Here is a 24,209-nt window from a genome sequence, read left to right as displayed (position 1 = left end):
GATGTTGTTCGTTCTGCGTGCGGCGCTCCCGGTCCTTTGTGTGCAGGCTGGGAAGGACGGCACGTGACACACCGGCGGGGCCCGCGGCTTCGCCGGTCCTCGGCGGGGAGAAGGACGGGGGATTGCGGCATGGCTGCGGAGGAGGACGTCGAGGCGCGGGTCGCGGCCCTGCAGGAGGAGGTGGCCCAGCTGCGGCAGGCCATCGCCTCCCACGCCGTGATCGACCAGGCGATCGGGGTGGTCGTCGCCGTCGGCCGGCTGCGCCCCGAGCAGGGCTGGGAGGTCCTGCTGGAGATCTCCCAGCGGACCAACACCAAGCTGCGCGAGGTCGCCGAGTACGTGGTGCAGGGCGCCCACTGCCGCTGGCTCCCCGACGAGATCCACCAGGCACTGTCGGCCGCCCTGGCCCGCGCGCGGTCGGCATGATCCACCCGAGCGGCCCTGACTCTCGGTAACCCCGACCGTGACGTAGGGTCGGCCTCCGGGGAGTGAGACCGGAGGGGGAAGAGGTGCCGCTGGAGTCCGTGCGGTTTGCGGTTCTGGGGCCCGTGAGGGTGCGTCGAGGGGACACGGAGCTGGAGCTGGGCGCGCCGCAGGAGCGGGCCCTCCTCGCGCTGCTGCTGGTCAGGGCGGGCCAGCCGGTCGGTATGGACGAGATCGTCGACACCCTCTGGGGAACCGACCCGCCCCCCAGCGCGGTCAACGTGGTCCGCCGGCACGTGGGTTCACTGCGGCGGCTGCTGGAGCCCGGCCTCCCCGCCCGCGCGGAGAGCCACCGGCTGGTGCGGGACGCGGGCGGCTACCGGCTCGTGACAGAGGGTGACTTTCTGGACCTGATCCGGTTCCGCGCGCTGCGGGAGGCCGGGCAGCGGACCCCGCGGGAGTCGCCCGCGCACGCGCTCGGGCTGTTCACCGAGGCGCTCTCCCTGTGGCGGGGGCCGGTCGCCGCCGGGCTTCCCGCGCGGGCCCGCGCCCGTCCGGCGTTCGACGCGGTGGACCGCGAACGCGTCGCCGCCGTGCGTGAAGCGGCCGATGCCGCCCTGCGCGCCGGACTCCCCGGGACCGTCCTTCCCGAACTGCGCCGGGCCGCCGCCGAACACCCCCTGGACGAACCCGTACAGGCCGGCCTGATCCTCACCCTCGCGGCGGCGGGCCACCGCTCCGAGGCCCTCGGCGTGTACGACGCCGTGCGGACCCGGCTCGCCGGGGAGCTGGGGATCGACCCCGGCGCGGAACTGCGGGAGGCCCGGGAGACCGTGCTGCGGGGGAGGCCCGGCGAGGCCGGGGGAGCCGCGACGGCGGCCGGCGCCCCGCTCACGGAGACCGACGAACCCCACGCGCCGGCCCGCGAGGGCGCCCCCGCCGGTCTCTCCTCCTTCCCGGTGCCCGCCCAACTCCCGCACGACATCCCGGCGTTCACCGGCCGGGATGGCGAACTCGACGAGATGCTCGCCCTGTCGGGCGGCGCGGCCCCCGCGTCCCACACCGTGGTGATCAGCGCCATCGGCGGCATGGCCGGCGTCGGCAAGACCACCCTCGCCGTGCACTGGGCCCACCGCGTCGCCGACCGCTTCCCCGACGGGCAGCTCTACGTCAACCTGCGCGGCTACGACCCCTCCGGCGCCGTCATGGAGGCGGGCGAGGCCGTCCGCGGCTTCCTGGACGCGCTCGGCGTACCGCCCGACCGGATACCGCACGGCGTGGACGCGCAGGCCGCCCTCTACCGCGGCGTGCTGGCCGGGCGGCGGATCCTCCTCGTCCTGGACAACGCCCGCGACAGCGACCACGTACGGCCGCTGCTGCCCGGCTCGCCCGGCTGCCTCACCCTCGTCACCAGCCGCGACGCCCTGTCCGGGCTGGTCGCCGCGCACGGCGCCCACTCCCTGACGCTGCGGCCCTTCGACACCGCGCAGGCGCGCGACCTCCTGGTCCGACGCCTGGGCGCCGCACGCGTCGGGGCCGAACCGGGCGCGCCGACGAGATCACCGCACTCTGCGCCGGTCTGCCCCTCGCGCTCGCCTGTGTCGCCGCCCGCGCCGCCGCCCACCCCCACTTCCCGCTCTCCGCCGTCGCCGCCGAACTGCGCGAGGCCCACGGCAGCCTCGACGCGTTCGCCCGCTCCGACGCCTCCGTGGACGTCGGCACCGTCTTCTCCTGGTCCTCCCGGCAGATCTCCGACGCCGCCGCCCGGCTGTTCCGGCTGCTCGCCCTGCACCCGGGCCCCGACTTCACCCTGCCGGCCGCCGCCGCCGCCCTGGCCGGGCTGCCGGCGCGCCGGACCCGGCCGCTGCTGGCCGAACTGACCGGCCTGCACCTCGTCACCGAGCACAGCCCCGGCCGGCACGCCTTCCACGACCTGCTCCGCGCCCACGCCGGCGAACTCCTCGACGAACGGCACACCCAGGACGAACAGCGGGCGGCCCTGCACCGGCTGTACCACCACTACCTGCACACCGCCCACGCCGCCGACCGGTTGCTCGTCCCCCACGCCGACCCGCTGCCCCCGCCGCCCGCACCCGACGGCGTACGCCCCGAACCGCTCGCCGACGACGACCGGGCCCTGGGCTGGCTCACCGCCGAGCACGCGGTGCTCCTCGCCGCCGTCGACACCGCCGCCGCCACCGGGCAGGAACGTCTCGCCTGCCATCTGGCCTGGTCCCTGGAACCGTTCTTCGACCGGCGCGGCCACTGGCACGACGGGCTCACCGTCCAGCGCACCGCCCTCGACGCCGCCCGACGGCTCGCCGAACCCGCTCTGGAGGCGCGCGGACTGCGCGGACTCGGGCGCATCGAAGGCCGGCTCGGCCTCCACGACCGGTCCGTGCCCCGCCTCGAAGAGGCCCTGGAACTCTTCACCCGGCTGGGCGACGACATCGGCCGCGCGCACACCCACCGCAGCCTCGGCTGGGAGAGCGAGCAGCGCGGCGACCTGCCCGGAGCGCTGCGCCACAACCAACTCGCCCTCGCCCTGTTCCGCGCGCTCGGCGACCGGGCCGCGCAGGCCAGCGTCCTGAACTCGGTCGGCTGGTACCACGCCCGGCTCGGCGACCACCGGCAGGCCCTGACGCACTGCTTCGAGGCCCTGACCATGCTCCAGGACCTCGGCGACCGCTACGGCCAGGCGGTCACCTGGGACAGCATCGGCTACGCCCACCAGCACCTGGGCCGCCACCCACAGGCCCTCCTCGCCTACCGCAACGCCCTCGCCCTCCTCCGCGACCTCGGCGCGCCCTACGCGGAGGCCGACATCCTCGCCCGGCTCGGCGACACCCACCGCGCCATGGGCGACGAGGACAGCGCCCGCGCCGCCTGGACCGACGCCCTCCGTCTCCTCAGCGCCCTGGCCCACCCCGACGCCGAGCGGGTCCGTGCCCGGCTGACCGGACGCGACGGACATGCCGATGTCTGCTGACCCCGCCCGCCCGGAGGCACGGGGCCCGGTGCTGCGGTTCGAGCTGCTCGGACCGGTCCGGGTGTGCCGCGACGGAGCCGAACTCGACCTCGGGTTCCCGCAGCAACGCGCGCTCCTCGCCCTGCTCCTGGCCCATGAGGGCCGCCCGGTGCCGACCGGCGAACTGCTCGACCTGCTCTGGCCGGGACAGCCGCCCGCCAGCGCGCTGAACGTGGTGCGCCGGTACATCGGCGCGCTACGACGCCTCCTGGAACCGGAACTGCCGCCCCGCGCCCCCGGCCGACGACTGCTGCGCCGCCCCGGCGGCTACCTGCTGGACGTGACCCCGGACGAGGTCGACCTGCTGCGCTTTCGTGAACTGACCCGGCAGGGCGTACGGGCGGCCGTCACCGGGCGGGCCGAGACGGCGGCGCTGCGTTTCACCGATGCCCTGGCACAGTGGCGCGGTCCGGTGGCGATGGGCGTCGCGGCCGCCGCGCGCGAGCACGTCCGGTTCACCGACGTCTGCCGCGAACTCCTGCGGACGGCCCGGCTGGCGGGCGACGCCGCCCTGCTCAGCGGCAGGACCGCCCAGGTCCTGCCCGCACTGCGCCGGGCCACCGCCCTCGATCCGCTCGACGAACCCCTGCACGCCCGGCTGATCCTCTCCCTCGCCGCCTGCGGCCTCCAGGCGGAGGCCCTCACGGCGTACGAGGACGTGCGCCGCCGACTGGCCGCCGAACTCGGCACCACCCCCGGCGCCGAACTGGCGGCGCGCACACGCGCGTGCTGCGCCAGGACGTGGGCCGGCTGACGGCGGGCCACGGGTGGACCTCGCCCGGGAGACTCCGGTCGCACGGGTCGCCGGGTCGGGTGTCGCCGCGGCCCCGCGGGGCGACGACAGGGCGCCGGGTGCCGCCCTCGCCGTACCGGAGCGGACGGCACCCACGGGGCACACCGGCCTGCCCCCCGACATCCACGGCTTCACCGGCCGGAAGGCCGAGCTTGGGTGGCTGACGGCGACCCGGGACGCGGTCGACGGGACCGTCGCCACCCCGGCGGCCGTATGGATCGGCGGCATGGCGGGCGTCGGCAAGACCGCCCTCGCCGTGCACTGGGCGCACCGGGCCGCCGGCCGTTTCCCCGACGGGCGCCTGTACGTCGCGCTGCGCGGCAGCGACCCGGCCGGGCCCGCCGCCGAACCCGAGGAGGCGCTGCGCGCCCTGCTCACCGCCCTCGGCGTGTCCGCGGCCCGGATGCCGACCGGGGCGGCGGCCCTGACCGGCCTGTACCGCACCCTGCTGGCCGCCCGGCGCGTCCTCGTGGTCCTCGACGACGCGGCAGGCACGGAACAACTGCGTCCGCTGCTGCCCGCCGCACCCGGCTGCCTGGCCCTGGTCACCAGCCGCCACGCCCTGCCCGGCCTGATCGCCTCGGGCGCCCGCCCACTGCGCCTGGAGCCGCCCCCGGCCGAGGACGCGCGCGAGATGCTGGCCCGGCTGATCGGTGCCGACCGGACCGCGGCCGAACCCGTGGCCGTCGACGAGATCCTCCTTCGGAGCGGCCGACTGCCCCTCGCGCTGACCGCCGTCGCCCTGCGGGCCGCCGCCCACCGCGAGATCCCCCTCACGGACACCGCCGCCTACCTGCGCGAGACGGAAGGCACCCTGGACGCCTTCGCCGGCGGCGGCACGGCCGACGTCCGCGCCGCCTTCCTGGGTTCCTACCGGCTGCTGTCACCGCAGGCCGCCCGGCTGTTCCGGCTCCTGCCCCGCCACGCGGGGCCCGACCTCACCCCGGCGTCGGCGGCGGCGCTCACCGGGCTACCGGTCCGCGGGGCCCGCCGACTCCTCGCCGAACTCGCCGAAACCCACCTGATCACCGAGCACACGCCCGGCCGCTACACCCTGCACCGCCTGCTGCGGGCCTTCGCCGCCGAAGCGCCTCGCAGGTGACGCGCCCGGCCGTTGTCCCGGCCGTTGTCACCGCGTTGTCACTCTTTTTGCACACCCTGCGGCCTACGGTCCGGGCGACGAGACCGACAGTCGCTCGCTCAGGAGGCAACGGCGGAAGATGTCCACCACCAGCACCATCGACGCACCCATCCGCAGGACGCCCCTGGGCGTCGAGATCATGACCGTCGAGACCGGCCCCGGCCGGCTGCCGGGCGAGCGGGCACCGCAGCCGGAGCACCGGCCCTACGCACGGGAGGCGGGCGAGTACCTCTTCGTGGGACTGCGCAGCGCCACCCGCCCGCCGGACACCGACCCGGTGAGCGTGTGCCTCGCCCCCGGCGACATCTGCTTCTACGACGCCCACCGGCCGCCCGCCCTGGACTTCCCCGAGCGGTTCCGTGCCACGGTCTTCCTGATGCCGGCCGACCTGCTGGGCATCACCCCCGCCGACGCCGGCCGGATCACCCGCACGCCGGTCGCCCGGACCTCCCGGCTCGGCGCGCTGCTCTCACCGCTGCTGTCCGACCTGGCCCGCACCGCGGCCCGGGCCCGGCCGCCGGTCGGCGACATGCTCGCCGGGAACGCCGTGAACCTCCTGGCGACCCTTGTCGCCGAACGGCTCGGCAGTGACACGGAGGGCCCCTCGGACGGCCAGCCACCACCGGTGCTGGCCCGCATCCTGGAGCACGTCGAACTGCACCTGACCGAACCGGACCTCTCCCCGGAGACCCTCGCCCGCGCCCACCACATCTCCGTGCGCTACCTGCACAAGCTGTTCCAGCAGGAGGGCACCACCCTCGGCCGCTGGATCCTGCGCCGCCGCCTGGAGGAGTGCCGCCGCGACCTGCTGCGCCAGGACCGCCGAAGCCGCACCATCGCCGCCGTCGCGGGCCGGTGGGGCTTCACCAGCGCCACGCACTTCAGCCGCGTCTTCCGCACCGCCTACGGCATGTCCCCCCGCGAGTGGCGGGACAGCGCGGGCCGGGGCTGACGGCTCCGCTTCCCCGGCTCTCCCGTGATCGGCGGCCTGCCGAGGCAGCCGCCGACCGGCACCGTCGACCCGTTGCACCCCTGCCGAGTTCCCACAAGCCCGTCCGCCGGGCGGACCGCGCTCGCGCTCGCCACGCCGACGACTCGGCCGGATCCGGGCCGCACGACATGCCGTGCGCTCTGAGCACACTGAGGGTGCGCGCGCGGACCATGCCCGGTCGCGAAGCGTGTCTAGCGTGACCGGGCAGCACAACGCACACCGTCAACAGCAGGAGATTCTCATGTCCGACGTCGTCGAGCCGGCCGCGCCGGTGCTGGAGCCCGCCGCCCAGGCGTTCGTGGAGGCCACCGCGAACCCGCCGTATCTGTTCGACCTGGCACCGGCCGAGGGACGCAAGGCCGTCGACGAGGTGCAGTCCGGCGAGATCGACAAGCCCGCCGTCGACGAGGAGTGGATCACCGTCTCGGGCGGTCCCACGGGCAGTGTCCGCGCCCGCGTCGTCAAGCCCGCCGGCAGCCAGGGCACCCTGCCCGTCATCCTCTACATCCACGGCGCGGGCTGGGTCTTCGGCAACGCCCACACCCACGACCGGCTCGTGCGCGAACTCGCCGTCGGCGCCGGTGCGGCCGTCGTCTTCCCCGAGTACGACCTCTCGCCCGAGGCCCGCTACCCCGTCGCCATCGAGCAGAACTACGCCGTCGCCCGCTGGATCGTCGAACAGGGCGCCACCAAGGGTCTGGACGCCACCCGCATCGCCGCCGCGGGCGACTCCGTCGGCGGCAACATGACCGCCGCCCTCACCCTGATGGCCAAGGAACGCGGCGATGTGCCGCTGGTGCAGCAGGTGCTGTTCTACCCGGTGACCGACGCGAACTTCGACACCGGTTCCTACCACCAGTTCGCCACCGGCTACTTCCTGCGCCGCGACGGCATGCAGTGGTTCTGGGACCAGTACACGACCGACGAGGCCGAGCGCGCCCAGATCACCGCGTCCCCGCTGCGGGCCACCACCGAGCAGCTCACCGGGCTGCCCCCGGCCCTGGTCATCACCGGCGAGGCCGACGTCCTGCGCGACGAGGGCGAGGCCTACGCCAACAAGCTCCGCCAGGCCGGCGTCCCCGTCACCGCCGTCCGCTACCAGGGCATCGTCCACGACTTCGTCATGCTCAACGCCCTGCGCGGGACGCACGCCGCCGAAGCCGCCATCACCCAGGCCGTCGGCACGCTCCGCGCCGCCCTGCACGCCGCCTGATCCGAGGAGACACACCACATGAGCACCACTCCCACCGTCCTCCTCGTCCACGGCGCGTTCGCGGACGCGGCCGGCTGGTCCGGTGTCATCGCCGAACTCCAGCGCGACGGCATCCCCGTGATCGCCCCGCCGAACCCGCTGCGCGGCCTGGCCTCCGACGCGGCGTACGTCGCCTCCGTCGCCGCCCAGATCGACGGTCCCGTCGTCCTGGTCGGCCACTCCTACGGCGGTGCCCTCATCACCGTGGCCGGCGTCACGGAGAACGTCGTCGGCCTCGTGTACGTCGCCGCCTACGTCCTGGAGGAGGGCGAGAGCCTCGGCGAGCTCCAGGGCCGCTTCCCGCTGTCCCCGCTGGTCAGCAACCTGAAGCAGTGGACGTACCCGGTGCCGGGCGGCGAGCCCGCCGCCGAGGTCACCATCGCCGAGGACGCCTTCCCGTCGGTGTTCGCCGCCGATGTGCCGGCCGAGATCACCAAGGTCCTCGCCGCCGCCCAGCGCCCGCTGGCCGCCGCCGCGTTCGAGGAGACCGCTGCCGCGGCCGCCTGGAGGACCAAGCCGTCCTGGGCGCTGATCGCCGGCGCGGACAACGCCATCAACCCCGAGGTCGAGCGCTTCGGCGCCAAGCGTGCCGACGCGACGGTCGTCGAGATCGAGGGCGCCTCGCACGCCGTCGCGGTGTCCCGGCCGAAGGAGGTCGCGGACCTGATCCGCACAGCCGTCCGCGCGACGAGCTGACACCCCCACAGCAGCCGCGCGGACGCGTCCCCCGTATCACGTCCGCGCGGCCCCCGCGCTTTCCCCCGGGGCGACCTCGGCCCCGCCCCGCCTCCGCCGCACCAGGTCCCTCGCCGCTTCCGGCCATTGGGGGTGGTCGAAGGCGAAGCCCGCCTCGAGCAGGCGGCCGGGGACGACACGGCGGCTCTTGAGCAGGAGTTCCGTGTCCGAGCGGAGGGCGAAGGCGCCCAGCGCGGCCATCGATCTCGTCGCCGGGAGGCCCACCGGGACGCCCCACGCGCCCCGCAGCGCGCGCATGAACGCGCGGTGCGGCAGCGGTGCCGGGGCCGCGAGGTTCACGGGCCCGGCGAGGTCCTCCCGGTCGATCAGGAAACGGACCGCGCGCACGAAGTCGCGGTCATGGATCCAGGAGACGTACTGCGCGCCGCCGGCGACCGGACCGCCGAGGCCGAGGCGGGTCAGCTTCGACAGCACGTCGAAGACCCCGCCCCGGTCGGGGCTCATCACCATGGCCGACCGCAGGGCGACCTTGCGGGTGTGCGGGGTGTCGGCCTCCTCCTGCTCCCGCTCCCAGTTCCTGGCGATGTCGACGCTGTAGGACCAGTAGCCGGGGACGTCGGGCTCGGCACCTCCGACGATTCCCGTCGCCTCGTCGTTGGGTGCGTCGAAGCGGTGGGCGTAGAGGGTGGCGGTGCTCATCTGGAGCCAGAGCCGGGGCGGCCGGGCGGCCCCGACGATCGCCTCGCCGACGACCCGGGCGGAGTCCACCCGCGAGTCCATCATCTCCCGTAGGTTGCCCGGGGTGTAGCGGCAGCTGACGCTGCGCCCGGCCAGGTTGATCACGACGTCACTGCCGTCGACGGCGTCCGTCCAGGGCCCGGTGGTCCTGCCGTCCCAGGCCAGGTCGCCGGGCCGTGCCGGGCGCCTGCTCAGCACCACGACCTCGTGTCCGGCCGCGGTGAGCGCCCGGCGCAGCACCGTACCCACCTGTCCGGTCCCGCCGGGTATGACGATCTTCATCGTGAGGCTCCCCTCCCTCGTGTCCTGCACGTCCCTCGTCCGAAGGGGAGCCTACCCGATATTTGAACGTGTTCAAAAACTACGGTGAAGGGTCGTCCCTACCCCTGGTGCACCTCCAGCGCCGCCCGTACCGCTGACTCCACGGCGCCCTCGATCCAGGACGGCTTGACCGAGGTGTGGTCGCCCGCGAAGTGCAGCGGCCCCTCGGGGGAGCGGATCGCGGTGAGCAGTTCCGTGTGCTGGCCGGGGAGCAGGACGGACGCCTCCCCGTAGGCGTAGGGGTCCCGCAGCCAGCTCTGGGTGCGGCCGGCGCCCGTGTAGAAGACCTCGACGCGCCGGCCGTAGACCTGCTGGAGTCCCCGCAGGGCGTGCGGGTAGCGGGCGTCGTCGTCGAGGGAGTCCCAGCGGGAGGCGTCGTCGGCCCAGCTGTAGGAGGCGAGGACGACACCGCCCCGGCTGCCCTCCACCGGGTGGGACGGGTTGATCATGAAGCGGTTGGAGTTGTCCGAGACGGAGGCTCCGCCGACGATGTCCACCGCTTCCGGCTGGTCCCGGCCCACCCACCGGTTGGCGGCGTAGTGCACCCGCTGCCCCGCCGTGATGTGCCCCGGCGGCACGGAAGGATGCACCCCGAGCAGACTCCCGTCGGCCGGGGCCTTCCCCGCCCGGTACTCGTCGTACAGCCCCGCCCGTACGGCGTCCAGCTCCCGCTTCCAGTCGGCCTCCGTGAACTCCCACCAGCGCCGGCTGAACTCCAGCAGCACCTTGGTCGCGCTGTCGTAGTGCAGCTCGGCCACGGCCCGCCGCTTCCTGTACGACATCAGCGGGCTGACCTGCACCTGGCGCAGACCCGAGAACGGCACGGTGACGATCGCGACGTCGCCGGTGAACTGCTCGCGCACCACCGTGCCGTCACGGCCCTCGGACACGGTGTCGATCCACACGTGCGGGCCGTCCGCACGGACGTGCGGGGTGTCGTCCGTGCCGGTCCGGTCCGGCGACCAGTACTCGATGCGGGTGGCACGCCGGTCGAGGCGCAGCACGTCGGACACCTCCCGCAGCAGCGCGTCCGGCAGCGTCGCCGTACCGCCGACCAGCTCCCAGAACGCGGTGTCCGGGCTGATCAGCGAGGCGCTGATGAAGCTGTGGATGAAGGAGAGCGGCAGCCGCGAGGTGAGGTTCTCCAGGGTGCCGATCAGATCGATGGTGCGCTCGTCGAGACCGGCCTCCTCGGTCAGGAAGCGGTACATCGACCAGTCGCCGAACCGCTGCACGACGCGCGCCCAGCCCCGCACCCGCTCCGGCATCGGTTTGTCGACGCGCTTGCCGTCCGGGCCGACCGTGCTGAACTCGTCGCGGACCGGGTCCAGGACTTCGCGCAGGATCGTCGAGGAGGGCGTGTCCCAGTATTTCCTCGGCACTCCGAACGACCGGTTGATCCTCCGCGGCGACCTCGCGTACGCGGAGCGGCGCACGCGGACGCCGTTGACGTGCAGCCAGGCGTTGTTGACGGGCTTGCCCTGGCCGTCGACGTCCACGAGGTGGAACGGGCGCCGCTCCACGTCGAGCTGGTCGATCAGGCTCATCACCAGCGGATGACTGCCGGGGATGCGCATGGCACCCGCCTCCGCGTACTGGCGGGCGTCGGCGAACGCCTGGGGCGCCTTCTCGTGCCCGCCGGTGCGGAAGGTCTTGACCCGGCCCCCGACACGGTTGCCGTTGGCCTCCACGAGCGTGACGTGGTGCCCGGCCCGCTTCAGCAGCCACGCGGCCACGAGGCCGGCGGGTCCCGCGCCGACGACGAGGACCTTCTTCGCGGTTCTCGTCCCGGTCCTCGCCCCGGTGCGGGGCAGCCCCCCGCCGAGGATCTTCTGGTAGCCGGGGACGAGCGGCTCGTCCTGTTCGTCGACCACCAGCAGGGCCCGTGCGACGGCCAGGCAGGTGGCCCAGTCGGCGGTGGACCGCGGCCGGGCCTGCCGCGGCAGGGCCGCTGGCGCGGCGGTCGCGCCGGGCGCCGTAGCGAGCAGCGCCGCGGTGGCCGTACCGGCGGTGGCGGTGGCGGTGAAGTGCCGGCGGGACAGTGAGCGGGGTTCGTCGGATGCGTCGGAGCCGTGGAGATTGTCCATGTGCCCTGCATACGGGCGGGCGTGGGGCCGGTGCGGCGATCCGTGGTGATCTTCACCTGAACGTGGCAGCGCCACGGCGCGAGCCCGCAGCGGCCCGTGCCTCGGCACGGACCGCGCGCAACAGGATGCTCCCCGCGCAACCGAAGAGAGGCCGACCGGGGTTTGGGCGGCGGGTGAGCCGCCGGGCGCGGGATCGGTGGGTGAGCCTCCGGGTCAGGCCGCGTGCAGCTGGTACACGTTGAACGCGCGCCGGATCACCGGCTGGGCCACGTTCCGCACCCGGACCCCGCCGGCCGTCATCCCGTGCTCGGTGCCCATGTGGGCGTGTCCGTGGACGGAGAGGTCGGCGCCGGCCGTGTCGATGGCCTCGGCCAGCAGATAGCTGCCGAGGAACGGGTAGATCTCCGGCGGCTCACCGGCGAGGGTGTCGGCGACGGGGGAGAAGTGGGTGAGCGCGATCCGCACGTCGCAGCCGTCCCGGCCGAGGTCCTCCAGGGCGCCGTGCAACGCGTCCGCGCTGCGCCGCGTGTAGCGGACGAACTCCTTCATCAGCGGTTCCCCGAACTCCCCGGCGCTGCGGCCGACGAACCCGCCGCAGAAGCCCTTGGTGCCGGCGATGCCGACGCGACTCCCCGCGCACTCCACGACGGTCCCCTCGCCCTCCAGGACGGTCACCCCCGCCTCCTGGAGAATGCCGGTGACCTTCTCGGGCTGCTCGTCGTGGTGGTCGTGGTTGCCCAGGACCGCGACCACCGGCACCGGCAGTCCGCGCACCTCCCGGGCCACCACCCGCGCCTCCTCCGGCGTGCCGTGCCGGGTCAGGTCGCCCGCCAGCAGCAACAGGTCGGCGCACTCGTCCAGGGTGTCGAAGGCGGGCCGGAGCAGGCCCTGGCTGTCGGGGCCCATGTGGATGTCCCCGACGGCGGCGACACGGATCATGGCAGGTCCTCCGCATGGTCGGGGGAGGCGGTCTCCGCCACCACGACGTCGGTGTGCACGGCGAGCCCCGCCAGTTCCTCGTGGACGGTCCGCAGCAGCACCTCGCGGCACTCCGCCGAGGGCACCGTGCCGCTCACCACCACCGATCCGGCCCGCACCTCGGCTCGCACGCCCAGCTCGGCCAGCTCCTCGGCGGCGAGCCGGTCGCGCAGATGGGCGACGCGGTACTCGATGTGCCCGGCGTCGTCGGTGTCACCGCTGCTCCCGGCGGGCCGTTGGGCACCGCCGCTCGCGGGCTGCGCGAAAGGCCTCATCGCCGGTCCTCCTTCGGCTTCGGCGCGATGACGTCCAGCCGTTCCAGGAAGTAGAAGAACGCGTCCGGCATCGGCTCGTCGCCGAAGGCGCGGCGCACCCGGTCCCAGTCGACCTTCTCCCGCAGCTGGCGAGCGATCGGCAGGACCGCCCCGAAGTCGCAGTGGTGCTCGGAGAACGCGGCGACCAGGCTGCTCACCAGGTCGGTCGGCGCCAGGACCGGCATGAAGACCGAGTCGACGGAGAGCCGCTCCGCCCGCTCCAGCAAGTCCGTAGTGACCGGCTGACGGGCCAGCTCGAAGATCAGGTCGACCTGCTGGCCGAGGCAGCTGGCCTTCAACAGCCAGTCCTCCGGCGGCTCGTACACCTCGAGCCCCGCCTCCCGCAGGGTCTCGGCGACGGCGTCCGCGTCCTCCGGACGGATGGCGAAGTCGACGTCGTGCTGGAGGTTCTGGGTGCCGCCATGGGCGTAGACGGCGACGCTGCCCGCCAGGGCGAACAGGTGCCCCTCGCGCTTCAGGATCGAACCCACCTGCTTGGTGGCCTGGAGGATCGCCTGATTGCGGTCCAGCGGCAGATCCTGCGCGAGGACGTCGCTCGGCGGGCCGGAACCCGGGTCCCCCGTCGCCAGCCGCAGTTCCGCGAAGCCCGGGGCCCGGCCGAGGGCGTCGTCGTCCGCGTGCTGCGTCATTGCTCCCCCTTTCCTGTTCGGTCCGTCGCCCGGCGCGTCCGGCGAGCCGGTCCGAAGGATCCTCACGGCGAGATGTCCGAGTACCCGGCGAAACGCTCCCGACACCGGGTGCCCGGTGGGACCGGCCTCAGATCCGGTGGCCCTGCCGCGCCAGCCAGCGGTGCACGGCGTCCTTGTCGGCCGGGGTGATCCGGGCCGGACCGTCGACGCGCGGGCCCTCGTCCTCGTTGAAGCCCGTGTCGGTGACCCGCGCGGTGACCCAGGTGGCGAGGTCCTGGGCGGCGTGGGCCGAGAGGGAACCCCGCTCCCACCCGGCCCCGGCCTCGCGGGCCGCGGCCGGATCGTGCCGCTCGGTCTCCGCGAGCCAGACCGGAACCAGCCGCTCCACGGTGTGGCGCTCCTCGGGCGGGGAGGCACGTCCCGCGCCCGTACCGTTCGTGTCGTTCGCAGCGTTCGTGTCGTTCATGCGCACCGGGTGCCCCGAAACGGGCACGTCTTCCGCCTGCCTTGCCCGTTACGGGTGCCTGACGCAGGCTGTACGCATGGGTGAGCAGGGCGGCCCGACGCTGATCACGTCCGTCCAGCGGGCCTTCCGCCTGCTGGAGGCGGTCGGCGCGCACGAGAACGGCGCCCCGGCGAAACAGTTGGCGCGCGAGACGGGCCTGCCCCTGGCCACCGCCTACCACCTGCTGCGAACGCTGGTCCACGACGGATACGTGCGCAAGCTTCAGGACGGCGGCTTCATCATGGGCGACAAGATCCAGACGCTGCGCTCGACGGGCCGCGGTCAGGCACTGCTCAGCCGGGTCCGGCCCGCGCTCGCCGCTCTGCGGGACGAGCTGGCGACCGCCGCCTACCTCACCTTCTACGAGGAGGGCGAGATCCGCGTCGCCGAGATCGTCGACGGCCCCCGGGCCCCGCGGGTCGACCTCTGGGTGGGATTCGAGGACGCCGGCCACGCCACCGCGCTCGGCAAGTCCGTCCTGCGCGAACTGGACGACGAGGCCCGCCGGGACTACCTCTCGCGCCACCACCTCTCCGACCTCACTCCGCGGACGATCACCAGTTCCCCCGAGCTGCTGCGGCGCCTGGACTCCGCGCCGATGGCACCGGCCGTCACCGACATGGAGGAGTACGCCCTCGGCACGGTCTGCGTGGCGGTGCCGGTCTACAGCGGTGACACGCTCGGCTCGCTCGGGGTGTCCCTGCCGGTGGACCGGCTGTCCCGGCTGCGGGAGATCCGGGAGCGGCTCATCCCGACCGCGAACCGCGTGACCAGGGGCCTGTCGCTCACTATCTGAAAACGTGCTCCTTGTGGCACCCGGATCGAACCCGTATTCCTGGATGAAACAGGCGTTTCAGGGGCGATCCCCCGTGCACAGATGAGGACTGCGGACACACCATGAGTGAGGCCATAGACCGCCGTGACGGCCACCGGCCCGGGCGGCGCTTCAGAAGCCGGACGGGCTTTCGCTGGGCGTCGGCGGTCAGGCGGGCCGCCGCGCGGTCGGCCGCCGGGACGGCAGTGCTGCCCGTGCTGCTCGTGGCCGTCGTCGTGCTGGCCGTGGACCTCGTCGGCGGAGCCGGGGCGATGTGGCTGCCGCTGCTGGCGGCCGGACCCGCGCTGGCTGCCACCACCAACGGCCCGCGCGGTGTCCTGTGCGTCGGACTGCTCGCCGCGGCGTTCGGCGTCGTCCACGGCATGCGGCACGGCGTTCCGGGCCCCGAGCTGGCCGCCGTGCTGTCCGTCCTGGTGGCCGTCACCCTGGCGAGCGGCCTGGCCAGCGTGCTGCGCGGACGCCGGGAACGGGTCCTCGCCGCCGTCCGCTCCGTGGCGGAGACCGCCCAGCACGCGCTGCTGGTGCCGGTGCCGCCGACGGTCGGCCCGTTCCAGGTCGCCGTCCGCTACAGCGCCGCCGCGGCCGAGGCCCGCATCGGCGGCGATCTCTACGCCCTGGTGTCCACCCCGTACGGCGTCCGGCTGATCGTCGGCGATGTGCGGGGCAAGGGGTTGCCGGCCGTGGGCACCGCCGCGCTGGTGCTCGGCGTCTTCCGGGAGGCCGCCCACGACGAACCCGACCTCCTGGCCGTGGTCGACCGGATCGAACGCAGCCTGGCGCGCAACCTCGGACGCGACGACTTCGTCACCGCCGTGGTCGCCGGACACCCGCGCCCAGGACAACTGGAGGTGGTGAACTGCGGACACGCGCCCCCGCTGCTGGTTCGCGCCGTGGGAGACGTCGTCCCGGTGGATCCGCCGCGTCCGGCCCCGCCGCTGGGCCTGCGCGCGCTCACGGACCAGACCCCCGACCTGCATGTGCTGCCGTTCACCGACGGCGACCAACTGCTGCTCTACACCGACGGCGTCACCGAGGCACGCGACCGCGACCGCGAGTTCTACCCCCTCCACGAAGGGCTGGCACGCACATTGACCGACAATCCGGCGAGCACCCTCACCGCGCTCCACGACGACCTGCTGGCCCATGTGGGCGGTCGGCTGCACGACGACGCGGCGCTGCTCCTGATCCGCAAACCGCTCCTGCCCCACCAGCCGGTGCAGCCGTCCGCGCGCGACGGTGAGACCCCCGTCGTGGGCGCGGCGGACTGAGACCGGCGGCCCTCCTCGCATCGAGGAGCGCCGTCCCGGGAGCCTGGGGCTCAGGTCAGGGTGTGGGTGAGCCAGCGGTGCAGCGCCGACTGGACGCCCTGGGGGAGCCCGCTGAGCTGGTCGATGGCTTCACGGTCGCCGGGCATCGGGGCGATGCCGGCGGTGGTGAGAGCCGCGTGCAGTTCCAGGCGGCGCACGTCGCGGGGGTCGAGCGTCAGCTCGAAACGCCGGGCGGGGTCCGGCGGCGCGAGCGGGAAGTCCTCGCTCGCCCAGGAGGGCCGGCGGTGCGTCGTGGTGGTGTGGGCCATGGGCTGATTCCTCTCCTGCATGGTGTGCAGAGGTTGCCGGGAGGGACTGCGCCGCCCCCGGCTCCGGTTCCGCCGCGCCACCGGATCCACCCGGATGCAGCAGCGGGGCTGGTGGACGGGCGCTCAGCCGTCGCCCTGTCCGACTCTCCGCCTGTCCGCCTGTCCGCCTGTCCGCCTGTCCGGTCGGCCTCGCGCGCGAGCACCGGCGTGAGCGGGTGGGCGGCGGCGCGTTCCGCCGCGCCGGCACCTGCCGCGGCGGGGCTGTCCCGGTCAGCGGAAAGGGTGCAGCGGGGGCTGGGCGCGTCTCGAGACCGAGGCCGTCCCGCCACCGGCGACGCGCGGCACGTGCGAGGGACCAGTCATCGACGAGCCGCTGGTCGAAGGGGTCGTAGGGGACGAGCCGTCACCAGACGGGCCCCTTGGGCCGTTGCCGGACCCGGGTGGAAAACATGCGCGCGGGGGCTGCCGGGCGCGCCCCCGGGCAGCCCCCGCCGAGTGGGGTCGTTGTTCAGGCCACCAGTGTGGCGACCCGGCCGCGTACGGCTCTCGGTTCGAGGACGCGTTCGGCCAGGTGGCCGAAGAGGAGCCCGAAGGCGGACCACAGCACGGCCTGGATACCGATCGAGGCCAGGCGGAACTCCCAGAGGTCGGTTGCGGGGAAGCCCTTGGGGGTGTTGTCCCCCGATGGCAGGACCGCCATCGCGACCCCGACCACCACCACGAACGCGGTGCCGGCGGCGATGGAGGCGTTCCAGTTGCCCCAGGCCGGGGCGAGCCTGCGGCCCAGCAGGACGGCGGCCGTACCCAGCAGCACGCTCAGGGCGATCATCAGCACGAACAGGCTGGTGCGCTTGCCGAGAGTGTCCGGGTCGCCGACGGCCGGCGGGTTCGCCGGGTACTTCAGGATCGGTACCAGGTAGACGAGCAGGAAACCGGCGAGCGCGGTCAGCGCGGCGGTCGCCCGCGCGCCGAACCGGCCGATGCGGCCCAGCGCGAAGCAGAACGCGAGCGCCGCGATGCCGCCGATGGCGACGCCGAAGACGAGCACACCCGTGGCGAGGCCGGCCGTCGACTGGACGGACCTGCTGACCAGTTCCTCGCCGTGCTCATGGGCGCCGGACTCCTCGAACGCGATGGCCGCGTCCACGGAGCCCTCTCCGACGAAGTAGGCGAAGACGAAGGCGAGCACGCCGGCGCCCAGGCCGGCGAGCATGCCACGCACCAGCAGGGTGCGTACGGTGGTGGAGTTCATGGAGGGGCGCCCCGTCTAGTGGCAGGGGAAGCCGAGGAGGTGACGGGCGTCGTGCACCCATTCGTGCACGCCCTCACCGGAGACCAGCGACGTGGCGCCCTGCTCGGCGCCGACGAAGTACAGCAGGACGAGCATCAGGACGCCGACGAAGACGGCCCAGGGGGCGATCGCCCGCAACGGCAGCGGGGTGAGGGTCTGGGTGGTGGGGGTGGGGGCGGCAGTGGACTGCGCCATGGCGAGACCTCCTCGGGAACATCGCGTCCCGCATCGTGTGGAGCACGCGACGACGGCGTTGGGTCTGACTCACCGCCACCTCCGGGGAGGGACGGCACACAGTGGCGCGACCGTGCCGGGCTTGCACCGGCTTCCGTGGCGCCGTCGTCCTTGTCGCCCCTGATGGTAGGGGCACCGGGGGCATCGGCCAACATGGCGTACGCCACCTACGATGAACCGCCCACCGGCGGTATCCGGCGAAGGGACCGTCATGACCGTCCGGCTCACCCTGCTGTGCGCCGCCGCCCCCGCGGAGCGCGACGTGCGCTTCGGCGACACCCCCCTCGACGAGCGGGCGTTGCGCCAGGCACGAGCGGTGGCGGCGACCGTCGCCGGAGCCCTGCCCGACGGGGCCGCCTGCCGTACGGCGCCGTCGGAGCGCTGCCGGCGGACGGCGCATGCCCTGGGCTGGGACGCCCCCGTCGTCGAACCGTCGCTGCGGGACCTGGACATGGGCGACTGGCGGGGCCGGACACTCGACGAGGTCGCGGCCGGTGACGGTGCCGGGCTGGCCGTCTGGATGACGGATCCCGGAGCCGCACCCCACGGCGGGGAATCCGTTGCGGACGCCTGCGGCCGGGTCGCCGCCTGGCTGGATGCGTTGCCGCCGGACGCGGGACGGGTGCTGGCCGTGGTGGAACAGGCCGTGGCGCGGGCCGCGGTGCTGCGTGCGCTGGACGCTCCGCTGTCGTCGTTCTGGCGCGTGGACGTCCCGCCGTTGTCCGCGGTGCACCTGACCGGCCGGAGCGGTCGTTGGAACCTGCGGATGAGCGCCCCCGGCACGGAAGTTCTCGCCGAGGGCGGCTGAACTCCCGCGCCGGCCGCGCGCCTTGCCTTCCGGGCCGCTACGGCACGCAAGGCACCGGAACGTGTCGAGGCGCCCCGACGGCTCGGGGCGCCTCGACACGGTGCGGACTCCTCCGGCTGATCGTCAGTGGTGGGCGTGGACGACGGCGTGGCCCTTGCCGCGGCCGATCATCCACTTGTTGATCGGCGTCGTGACCAGGAACGCGACCACGAAGCCGCCCAGCAGGGCCGACCAGAACAGCGCGTCGGAGAGGTGGGCGTCCATCGCGCCGGGGACGAGGGCGATGATGCCGTTGTCGACGGTCTCCATCACGGCGATGGACACGGTGTCGGCGGCGAACGCGACCGCGATCGCCCTCTTGAAGCCGAGGCCCGCCCGGATGACCGCGAACAGGGTGAACGAGTAGCCGAAGAGGAACGCCAGCGTGATCGCCAGGATCATGGTGGGCACGTTGCCCCACATCAGGGCCGTGCCGATGACCATGCCGAGGATCTCGCCGATGGCGCAGCCGGTGAGGCAGTGCAGGGTCGCCTTGACCGCCGTACCCCAGGATGCCCCTGCCCCCGCGTCCGTCCCGTGGCCCGCGTGGCCGTGCTGCCCCTCGTGGACCGCGTGGGTCGCGTGGTCGTGCCCGGTCGTCGTGTGGCGTGCGGTGTGGTTCATGACCGTCATCCCCATTCCCTTCGAGTGCGGCCCGTCTCTCCGAGTCCCACAGTCACATAATATATACCCCTGGGGGGTATATGGCCAGGGTCGGTGTCATCGTGGTCCGCCCTGCCTGGCGCGGTGATGGCGGTGACGGCGGTGACGGCGGTGACGGCGGTGACGAAAGCCGGCCGAGGCGACGCCGAGGCGCGCCTGGGATGCGCCTAGGCCGAAGCGGGCCACCGCGAAGCCGGGCGGGCCCGGCACGGCCGCGGCCCAGAGGGCTGCCACCCCGCCCTCGTCGGCGCCCTGCGCACCCTCACGGAGGCCGTCGCGACCGGCCCCGCAGCGGGCCGCTCGCGTGTCCGCGTGAGCGGAACGGAGTGGGACGCCCTCACCGACCGCGAACGTTTCGGCGACTGGTACCGGGAGGGGTCGTCGGCTTGGGCGACGTGGGCGGCGCGGGCGCCGTGGGCGACGTGAGCGACGTGGGTGACGCGGGCGCCGTGGGCAGTGCGGACGGCGCGGCGGACGTCGCCGCGCCTGCGGCGCTCAGAGCCGGTCGAGGATGCTCTGGAGCTGCTCGACCTCGGCCTTCTGGCCTTCGACGATGTCGCCCGCCATCTTCACGGCGTCGGCGTTCTCGCCGTTCCGCTGCTCGGCCCCGGCCATGGTGATCGCGCCGTTGTGATGCTCGATCATCATGTCGGCGAACATCTTGTCGAACTCGGCGCCCTTCATGCCCTTGAGGTGTTCCATGTCCCTGCCGGACATCATGCCGTCGCCGCTGCCGTGGTCCATGCCGTGCATGGATCCGGTGGCGGCGGCGGTCGGCTCGTTCCAGTCCTTCAGCCAGCCCTGCATGGTCGTGATCTCGGGCTCCTGAGCCTGCTCGATCTTCACCGCGATGTCCTTGATCTCGGAGTCCGAGGCACGGCCGTCGGCGAGCCGGGCCATCTCCACGGCCTGCTGGTGGTGCGGGATCATCATCTGCGCGAACGTGACGTCCGTGTCGTTGAAGCCCGTGGAGCCCGCCTCGGCGGCCGCCGACGCGGTCGCGGTCGCGGTCGCCGAGCTGTTGCCGCTGCCGTGGTCCATGCCGCTCATGTCGTCGCCGTTGTCGCCACAGGCGGAGAGGAACAGGGCGCCGACGGCGACGAGACCGATGGTCGCGGCGCGGCGGACGGGCTTGTGGCGCGGGGCATGCGTGAAGGCAGTCATGGTCGATTCACCTCGTGGTGTCGGTTCGTGGGCTGTGTGCGCAGGCGTAACCGCCCGCAGGCGAAACCGCGGGCTCGCGCGTGACGCGCGTCCGCGAGAGGGTTCGGCCTACAGCCGCAGAACCGACAGACGGGTGAGATCGGGTCCGCGAGGCGGAGGATTTGGTCGTGCGACGGCGGCGACCTGGGCGAGGAGTCCCGCCGACCACTCCTGGCGACGGGTGAGTGCCGATCTGACGAGGGCGGTGAGCGCGCACGCGCCGAACAGCACCGCCACGCACAGCGACAGCATGTCCATGGCCATGGCGGGCTCGTGCGTGGACGACGAATCCGGCTTGTCGTCCGTGGCGTGACCGCCGACCGCCATGCCGTGCGGCGCACTCCTCGGCATGTGGCCCGGAGCAGCGGCACCGGGCATCGCGGAAGAGGACGTGGTGCTCATGCCGGCGTCGTGGGCCGACTCGCTGGGATGTCCCACACCGTGCATCGCGAACACGCCGAGGGCGAGCAGGACGACGAGCAGCAGGTGCCCGAGGGCACCCCCCGCGCGTGCGTTTCGGCTCGCCTTCACACCGGACTCCGTGACTGGCCGTTCTGGATCTGCTTTTCCGACAGTACCCAAGGGCCGCGGGCCGTGCCGTGAAGGGGCCGTTCCCCATTGATCGCTGGTGGCGTGGGGGCACTGACCCCGCCACCGTCGACGTGAGGCGCCGCCCGGCCGCCCCGGCCGCGCGGACGGCGGCCGGGCGGCGCTGAGCGGTGCGTCGGGGTGAGCGTGGGGGTGGTGACGGGGCGGGGCTACTTGAACGAGCGCAGGCGCAGACTGTTGGTGACGACGAAGACCGACGAGAAGGCCATCGCGGAGCCGGCGATCATCGGGTTGAGCATCCCGAAGGCGGCCAGCGGCAGGGCGGCGATGTTGTAGCCGAAGGCCCAGAAGAGGTTGCCCTTGATGGTGGCGAGGGTCTTGCGGGAGAGCCGGATCGCGTCCGCCGCCACCCGCAGATCGCCGCGTACGAGGGTCAGGTCGCCGGCCTCGATCGCCGCGTCCGTGCCGGTGCCCATGGCCAGACCGAGGTCGGCGGTGGCGAGGGCGGCGGCGTCGTTGACACCGTCGCCGACCATGGCGACCGTACGGCCCTCCGCCTGGAGTCGCTTGACGACGTCGACCTTGTCCTGCGGCAGTACCTCGGCGATGACCTCGTCGATGCCGACGGCCCGGGCGACCGTCTCGGCGACGAGACGGTTGTCCCCGGTCAGCAGGACCGGCCTCAGCCCGAGCACGCGCAGCCCGGCCACCGCCTCGGCGCTGGTCGCCTTGACCGCGTCCGCGACGGTCAGGACACCGCGTGCCTCGCCGTCCCAGGCCACGACGACCGCCGTACGCCCGTCGGCCTCCGCGGCGGCCCTGGCTTCGGCCAGCTCGCCGGGCAGCTCGATGGCCCACTCCGCCAGGAGCTTCTCGCGGCCGACGAGCACCGCGTGTCCCTCGACGACGCCCTGGACGCCGAGACCGGCGGCGTTCTCGAAGTTCTCGGCCACCGGCAGGCTTCCCGTCCGGTCCACGGCGCCGGCCGCGATGGCACGGGCGATCGGGTGCTCGGAGGCGTGTTCCAACGCGCCCGCGAGGCGCAGCAGTTCGCCCTCGTCCACGCCCGGCGCGGTGAACACGTCCTGGAGCCGCATCCGGCCGGTGGTGACGGTGCCGGTCTTGTCGAGGACGATCGTGTCGACCCGGCGGGTGTTCTCCAGGACCTCGGGGCCCTTGATGAGGATGCCGAGCTGGGCTCCGCGGCCGGTGCCGACCATGAGCGCGGTCGGTGTCGCGAGGCCCAGGGCGCACGGGCAGGCGATGATCAGGACGGCCACGGCGGCGGTGAAGGCGGCGGTCGTGTCACCCGTGAGGCCGAGCCAGGCGCCGAGGGTGGCGGCGGTGATCAGCAGGACCGCGGGGACGAAGACGCCGGAGATCCGGTCGGCGAGGCGTTGCACGTCGGCCTTGCCGTTCTGGGCGTCCTCGACGAGCCTCGCCATCCGGGCGAGCTGGGTGTCGGCGCCGACCCGGGTGGCCTCGACGACGAGTCGGCCACCGGCGTTCACCGTCGCCCCGGTCACGGCGTCGCCGACGCCTACGTCCACCGGTACGGATTCGCCGGTCAGCATGGCGGCGTCGACCGCGGAAGCACCCTCGACGACGGTCCCGTCGGTGGCGATCTTCTCGCCGGGGCGTACGACGAAGCGGTCGCCGACCGCCAACTGGGCGACGGGGACGCGCACCTCCGTGCCGCCGCGCAGCACGGCGACCTCCTTCGCGCCCAGCTCCAGCAGTGCCCGCAGCGCCGCGCCGGCCTTGCGCTTGGACCTTGCCTCCAGATAGCGCCCGGCCAGGATGAACGTCGTCACACCGGCCGCGGCCTCCAAGTAGATGGAGGACGAGCCGTCGGAGCGGGAGATGGTGAACTCGAAGCCGTGCCGCATGCCCGGCATGCCGGCGTCTCCGAGGAACAGGGCCCACAGCGACCAGCCGAGGGCGGCGAGCGTGCCGATCGACACCAGCGTGTCCATGGTCGCCGCGCCGTGCCGGGCGTTCGTCCAGGCGGCCCGGTGGAAGGGGAACGCACCCCAGACGACGACCGGAGCGGCCAGTGTCAGCGACAGCCACTGCCAGTTGTCGAACTGCAGGGCCGGCACCATCGCCATCAGCACCACGGGCACCGAGAGCGCCAGCGAGACGAACAGGCGCTGCCGCAGGGTGAGCAGCTCGTGGTCCGCGGCGGGCGGAGCGCTCCGTACGCGGCGTCGTCGCCCGGGGGAGTGGGCGGGGGCGGCTCCGCGGCCGTGTAGCCGGTCTTCTCGACAGTGCTGATGAGGTCGGCGACCCCGACCGCGGCCGGGTAGGAGATCTTCGCCTTCTCGGTGGCGTAGTTGACGGTCGCCGTGACGCCGTCGATCCGGTTGAGCTTCTTCTCGATGCGGGCCGCGCAGGAGGCGCAGGTCATGCCGCCGATGGAGAGCTCGACCTCGGAGACGGGCGCGGGTGCCCTGTCGGGAAGCGTCTTCTCGGGAGCCGTGCTGGTCATGGAGATACTCCTGGGGAAGGCCGGGACGTACGGCGTCCGTATCAGCGGAGCGGCACGCCGCGGCGGGGAGGAATGCGCGTGGTCCGGGCCCGTCCGGGCCCGGACGGGCTCACGCCGTGCCGACGAGCTGGTAACCCGCCTCGTCGACGGCGGCGCGGACGGCCTCCTCGTCGAGCGGGGTGGTGGAGGCGACGGTCACCTCACCGGTCCTGGCGTCCGCGGTGACAGCGGTGACGCCGTCCAGCGCGGAGATCTCCTGCGAGACCGCGCCCTCGCAGTGCCCGCAGGTCATGCCGGACACCTTGTAGACGGTGGTGACCGCACCGCCCTGGCTGTCGGCCGCGCCGCCGGAGTGGCACGAGCCGTCGATGGAGCAGCAGGAGCCGGAGTTCCGCACGTCGGTCACGCCGACGTTCTTCAGGTCAGTCATGGCTACTTCCTCGGGTGTCGTCGCGTGGGGCGCTGCCGGAGGAGCGCGGTCCGCCCCTCCTGTCAGGATCGACTATATACCCCTAGGGGGTATGTCGGAAGTCCAGGTCGCCCGACGGGATCCCGCGTCCGGGCCACGCGGAAGTCCAGGTCGCCGACCGGATCCCGCCGTCC

The 24,209-nt window shown here is 73.7% G+C and carries 24 protein-coding genes and 1 pseudogene; 11 read left to right on the top strand and 14 right to left on the bottom strand.

Features of this window, described 5'->3' with window-relative positions:
* The first annotated feature begins 129 nt into the window (after positions 1-129).
* The 8 genes from BM536_RS17875 to BM536_RS17850 all read left to right on the top strand — a co-directional run bounded on the left by BM536_RS17875 (position 130) and on the right by BM536_RS17850 (position 8,324).
* On the top strand, positions 130-426 hold the full coding sequence (locus BM536_RS17875) for an ANTAR domain-containing protein (protein WP_073491132.1): 297 nt from the start codon (positions 130-132) through the stop codon (positions 424-426).
* A gap of 122 nt (positions 427-548) precedes the next feature.
* Positions 549-2,303, top strand: a complete 1,755-nt coding sequence (locus tag BM536_RS44395) for an AfsR/SARP family transcriptional regulator (RefSeq protein ID WP_342748821.1) — start codon at positions 549-551, stop codon at positions 2,301-2,303.
* 284 nt (positions 2,304-2,587) lie between these two features.
* A complete protein-coding gene (locus BM536_RS44390; RefSeq protein WP_342748835.1) occupies positions 2,588-3,412 on the top strand; it encodes a tetratricopeptide repeat protein in 825 nt (274 codons plus the stop codon).
* On the top strand, positions 3,402-4,205 hold the full coding sequence (locus BM536_RS42945) for an AfsR/SARP family transcriptional regulator (RefSeq protein WP_245873628.1): 804 nt from the start codon (positions 3,402-3,404) through the stop codon (positions 4,203-4,205). The genes BM536_RS44390 and BM536_RS42945 overlap by 11 nt, the downstream gene beginning before the upstream one ends.
* A gap of 13 nt (positions 4,206-4,218) precedes the next feature.
* Positions 4,219-5,346: an NB-ARC domain-containing protein gene (locus BM536_RS42940; protein WP_245873621.1), complete on the top strand. Its 1,128-nt coding sequence runs from the start codon at positions 4,219-4,221 to the stop codon at positions 5,344-5,346.
* Positions 5,347-5,464: 118 nt separating this feature from the next.
* Positions 5,465-6,337, top strand: a complete 873-nt coding sequence (locus BM536_RS17860) for a helix-turn-helix domain-containing protein (RefSeq protein ID WP_073491133.1) — start codon at positions 5,465-5,467, stop codon at positions 6,335-6,337.
* 280 nt (positions 6,338-6,617) lie between these two features.
* The gene (locus BM536_RS17855; protein WP_073491134.1) at positions 6,618-7,589 is read left to right on the top strand and encodes an alpha/beta hydrolase; all 972 of its coding nucleotides are present in this window, start codon (positions 6,618-6,620) and stop codon (positions 7,587-7,589) included.
* An 18-nt stretch (positions 7,590-7,607) separates the two neighbouring features.
* On the top strand, positions 7,608-8,324 hold the full coding sequence (locus tag BM536_RS17850; RefSeq protein ID WP_094103188.1) for an alpha/beta fold hydrolase: 717 nt from the start codon (positions 7,608-7,610) through the stop codon (positions 8,322-8,324).
* A 36-nt stretch (positions 8,325-8,360) separates the two neighbouring features.
* Here the strand turns inward: BM536_RS17850 and BM536_RS17845 are convergent, their stop codons facing one another.
* The 6 genes from BM536_RS17845 to BM536_RS17820 form a co-directional block, all read right to left on the bottom strand.
* Positions 8,361-9,344 carry an epimerase gene (locus BM536_RS17845; RefSeq protein WP_094103484.1) on the bottom strand — a complete coding sequence of 328 codons (984 nt, stop codon included), beginning with the start codon at positions 9,342-9,344 and terminating at the stop codon, positions 8,361-8,363.
* Between the two features lie 98 nt (positions 9,345-9,442).
* On the bottom strand, positions 9,443-11,470 hold the full coding sequence (locus BM536_RS17840; RefSeq protein WP_073491135.1) for a flavin monoamine oxidase family protein: 2,028 nt from the start codon (positions 11,468-11,470) through the stop codon (positions 9,443-9,445).
* A gap of 213 nt (positions 11,471-11,683) precedes the next feature.
* Positions 11,684-12,409, bottom strand: a complete 726-nt coding sequence (locus BM536_RS17835; protein WP_073491136.1) for a metallophosphoesterase family protein — start codon at positions 12,407-12,409, stop codon at positions 11,684-11,686.
* On the bottom strand, positions 12,406-12,723 hold the full coding sequence (locus BM536_RS17830; RefSeq protein ID WP_073491137.1) for a hypothetical protein: 318 nt from the start codon (positions 12,721-12,723) through the stop codon (positions 12,406-12,408). The genes BM536_RS17835 and BM536_RS17830 overlap by 4 nt, the downstream gene beginning before the upstream one ends.
* Positions 12,720-13,412 (bottom strand): nucleotidyltransferase family protein, encoded by a 693-nt coding sequence (locus BM536_RS17825; protein ID WP_073491138.1) that lies wholly within the window; start codon positions 13,410-13,412, stop codon positions 12,720-12,722. The genes BM536_RS17830 and BM536_RS17825 overlap by 4 nt, the downstream gene beginning before the upstream one ends.
* 127 nt (positions 13,413-13,539) lie before the next feature.
* Positions 13,540-13,878, bottom strand: coding sequence for a hypothetical protein (locus BM536_RS17820; protein WP_245873618.1), 339 nt, complete (start codon positions 13,876-13,878; stop codon positions 13,540-13,542).
* A gap of 76 nt (positions 13,879-13,954) precedes the next feature.
* Here BM536_RS17820 and BM536_RS17815 point away from each other — a divergent pair, with 76 nt between their 5' ends.
* Positions 13,955-14,713, top strand: coding sequence for an IclR family transcriptional regulator (locus BM536_RS17815; RefSeq protein ID WP_073491139.1), 759 nt, complete (start codon positions 13,955-13,957; stop codon positions 14,711-14,713).
* A 101-nt stretch (positions 14,714-14,814) separates the two neighbouring features.
* Entirely contained in the window at positions 14,815-16,020 is a 1,206-nt protein-coding gene (locus BM536_RS17810) for a PP2C family protein-serine/threonine phosphatase (RefSeq protein WP_211362907.1), read from the top strand.
* A gap of 50 nt (positions 16,021-16,070) precedes the next feature.
* Here the strand turns inward: BM536_RS17810 and BM536_RS17805 are convergent, their stop codons facing one another.
* From BM536_RS17805 to BM536_RS17795, 3 genes are all read right to left on the bottom strand, one after another.
* Positions 16,071-16,328 (bottom strand): hypothetical protein, encoded by a 258-nt coding sequence (locus tag BM536_RS17805; protein ID WP_094103187.1) that lies wholly within the window; start codon positions 16,326-16,328, stop codon positions 16,071-16,073.
* A gap of 508 nt (positions 16,329-16,836) precedes the next feature.
* Entirely contained in the window at positions 16,837-17,580 is a 744-nt protein-coding gene (locus BM536_RS17800; protein WP_073491140.1) for a CbtA family protein, read from the bottom strand.
* Positions 17,581-17,595: 15 nt separating this feature from the next.
* Positions 17,596-17,814 (bottom strand): CbtB domain-containing protein, encoded by a 219-nt coding sequence (locus tag BM536_RS17795; protein WP_073491141.1) that lies wholly within the window; start codon positions 17,812-17,814, stop codon positions 17,596-17,598.
* Positions 17,815-18,064: 250 nt separating this feature from the next.
* Here BM536_RS17795 and BM536_RS17790 point away from each other — a divergent pair, with 250 nt between their 5' ends.
* A complete protein-coding gene (locus BM536_RS17790) occupies positions 18,065-18,661 on the top strand; it encodes a histidine phosphatase family protein (RefSeq protein WP_094103186.1) in 597 nt (198 codons plus the stop codon).
* 123 nt (positions 18,662-18,784) lie between these two features.
* Here the strand turns inward: BM536_RS17790 and BM536_RS17785 are convergent, their stop codons facing one another.
* The 5 genes and pseudogenes from BM536_RS17785 to BM536_RS17765 all read right to left on the bottom strand — a co-directional run bounded on the left by BM536_RS17785 (position 18,785) and on the right by BM536_RS17765 (position 24,036).
* Entirely contained in the window at positions 18,785-19,324 is a 540-nt protein-coding gene (locus BM536_RS17785; protein WP_073491151.1) for a DUF4396 domain-containing protein, read from the bottom strand.
* 534 nt (positions 19,325-19,858) lie between these two features.
* Positions 19,859-20,527: a DUF305 domain-containing protein gene (locus tag BM536_RS17780; RefSeq protein ID WP_094103184.1), complete on the bottom strand. Its 669-nt coding sequence runs from the start codon at positions 20,525-20,527 to the stop codon at positions 19,859-19,861.
* 108 nt (positions 20,528-20,635) lie between these two features.
* Entirely contained in the window at positions 20,636-21,097 is a 462-nt protein-coding gene (locus BM536_RS17775; protein WP_073491143.1) for a DUF6153 family protein, read from the bottom strand.
* A gap of 227 nt (positions 21,098-21,324) precedes the next feature.
* Positions 21,325-23,606 (bottom strand): annotated as a pseudogene (locus BM536_RS17770) (heavy metal translocating P-type ATPase).
* Between the two features lie 109 nt (positions 23,607-23,715).
* Positions 23,716-24,036, bottom strand: a complete 321-nt coding sequence (locus BM536_RS17765; RefSeq protein ID WP_073500106.1) for a heavy-metal-associated domain-containing protein — start codon at positions 24,034-24,036, stop codon at positions 23,716-23,718.
* Positions 24,037-24,209 lie beyond the last annotated feature (173 nt).

Origin of the sequence: Streptomyces phaeoluteigriseus, assembly GCF_001896135.2 — a bacterium.
Classification (GTDB): domain Bacteria; phylum Actinomycetota; class Actinomycetes; order Streptomycetales; family Streptomycetaceae; genus Streptomyces; species Streptomyces phaeoluteigriseus.
This window is presented reverse-complemented; position numbering and strand designations above follow the sequence as displayed.

What these genes read in the sequence shown, in the direction of transcription:
- BM536_RS17875 (WP_073491132.1), top strand. Translation starts at nt 130, where the DNA reads ATGGCTGCGGAGGAGGACGTCGAGGCGCGGGTCGCGGCCCTGCAGGAG.
- BM536_RS42945 (WP_245873628.1), top strand. Translation starts at nt 3,402, where the DNA reads ATGTCTGCTGACCCCGCCCGCCCGGAGGCACGGGGCCCGGTGCTGCGG.
- BM536_RS17860 (WP_073491133.1), top strand. Translation starts at nt 5,465, where the DNA reads ATGTCCACCACCAGCACCATCGACGCACCCATCCGCAGGACGCCCCTG.
- BM536_RS17855 (WP_073491134.1), top strand. Translation starts at nt 6,618, where the DNA reads ATGTCCGACGTCGTCGAGCCGGCCGCGCCGGTGCTGGAGCCCGCCGCC.
- BM536_RS17850 (WP_094103188.1), top strand. Translation starts at nt 7,608, where the DNA reads ATGAGCACCACTCCCACCGTCCTCCTCGTCCACGGCGCGTTCGCGGAC.
- BM536_RS17845 (WP_094103484.1), bottom strand. Translation starts at nt 9,344, where the DNA reads ATGAAGATCGTCATACCCGGCGGGACCGGACAGGTGGGTACGGTGCTG.
- BM536_RS17840 (WP_073491135.1), bottom strand. Translation starts at nt 11,470, where the DNA reads ATGGACAATCTCCACGGCTCCGACGCATCCGACGAACCCCGCTCACTG.
- BM536_RS17835 (WP_073491136.1), bottom strand. Translation starts at nt 12,409, where the DNA reads ATGATCCGTGTCGCCGCCGTCGGGGACATCCACATGGGCCCCGACAGC.
- BM536_RS17830 (WP_073491137.1), bottom strand. Translation starts at nt 12,723, where the DNA reads ATGAGGCCTTTCGCGCAGCCCGCGAGCGGCGGTGCCCAACGGCCCGCC.
- BM536_RS17825 (WP_073491138.1), bottom strand. Translation starts at nt 13,412, where the DNA reads ATGACGCAGCACGCGGACGACGACGCCCTCGGCCGGGCCCCGGGCTTC.
- BM536_RS17820 (WP_245873618.1), bottom strand. Translation starts at nt 13,878, where the DNA reads ATGAACGACACGAACGCTGCGAACGACACGAACGGTACGGGCGCGGGA.
- BM536_RS17815 (WP_073491139.1), top strand. Translation starts at nt 13,955, where the DNA reads ATGGGTGAGCAGGGCGGCCCGACGCTGATCACGTCCGTCCAGCGGGCC.
- BM536_RS17810 (WP_211362907.1), top strand. Translation starts at nt 14,815, where the DNA reads ATGAGTGAGGCCATAGACCGCCGTGACGGCCACCGGCCCGGGCGGCGC.
- BM536_RS17805 (WP_094103187.1), bottom strand. Translation starts at nt 16,328, where the DNA reads ATGGCCCACACCACCACGACGCACCGCCGGCCCTCCTGGGCGAGCGAG.
- BM536_RS17800 (WP_073491140.1), bottom strand. Translation starts at nt 17,580, where the DNA reads ATGAACTCCACCACCGTACGCACCCTGCTGGTGCGTGGCATGCTCGCC.
- BM536_RS17795 (WP_073491141.1), bottom strand. Translation starts at nt 17,814, where the DNA reads ATGGCGCAGTCCACTGCCGCCCCCACCCCCACCACCCAGACCCTCACC.
- BM536_RS17790 (WP_094103186.1), top strand. Translation starts at nt 18,065, where the DNA reads ATGACCGTCCGGCTCACCCTGCTGTGCGCCGCCGCCCCCGCGGAGCGC.
- BM536_RS17785 (WP_073491151.1), bottom strand. Translation starts at nt 19,324, where the DNA reads ATGAACCACACCGCACGCCACACGACGACCGGGCACGACCACGCGACC.
- BM536_RS17780 (WP_094103184.1), bottom strand. Translation starts at nt 20,527, where the DNA reads ATGACTGCCTTCACGCATGCCCCGCGCCACAAGCCCGTCCGCCGCGCC.
- BM536_RS17765 (WP_073500106.1), bottom strand. Translation starts at nt 24,036, where the DNA reads ATGACTGACCTGAAGAACGTCGGCGTGACCGACGTGCGGAACTCCGGC.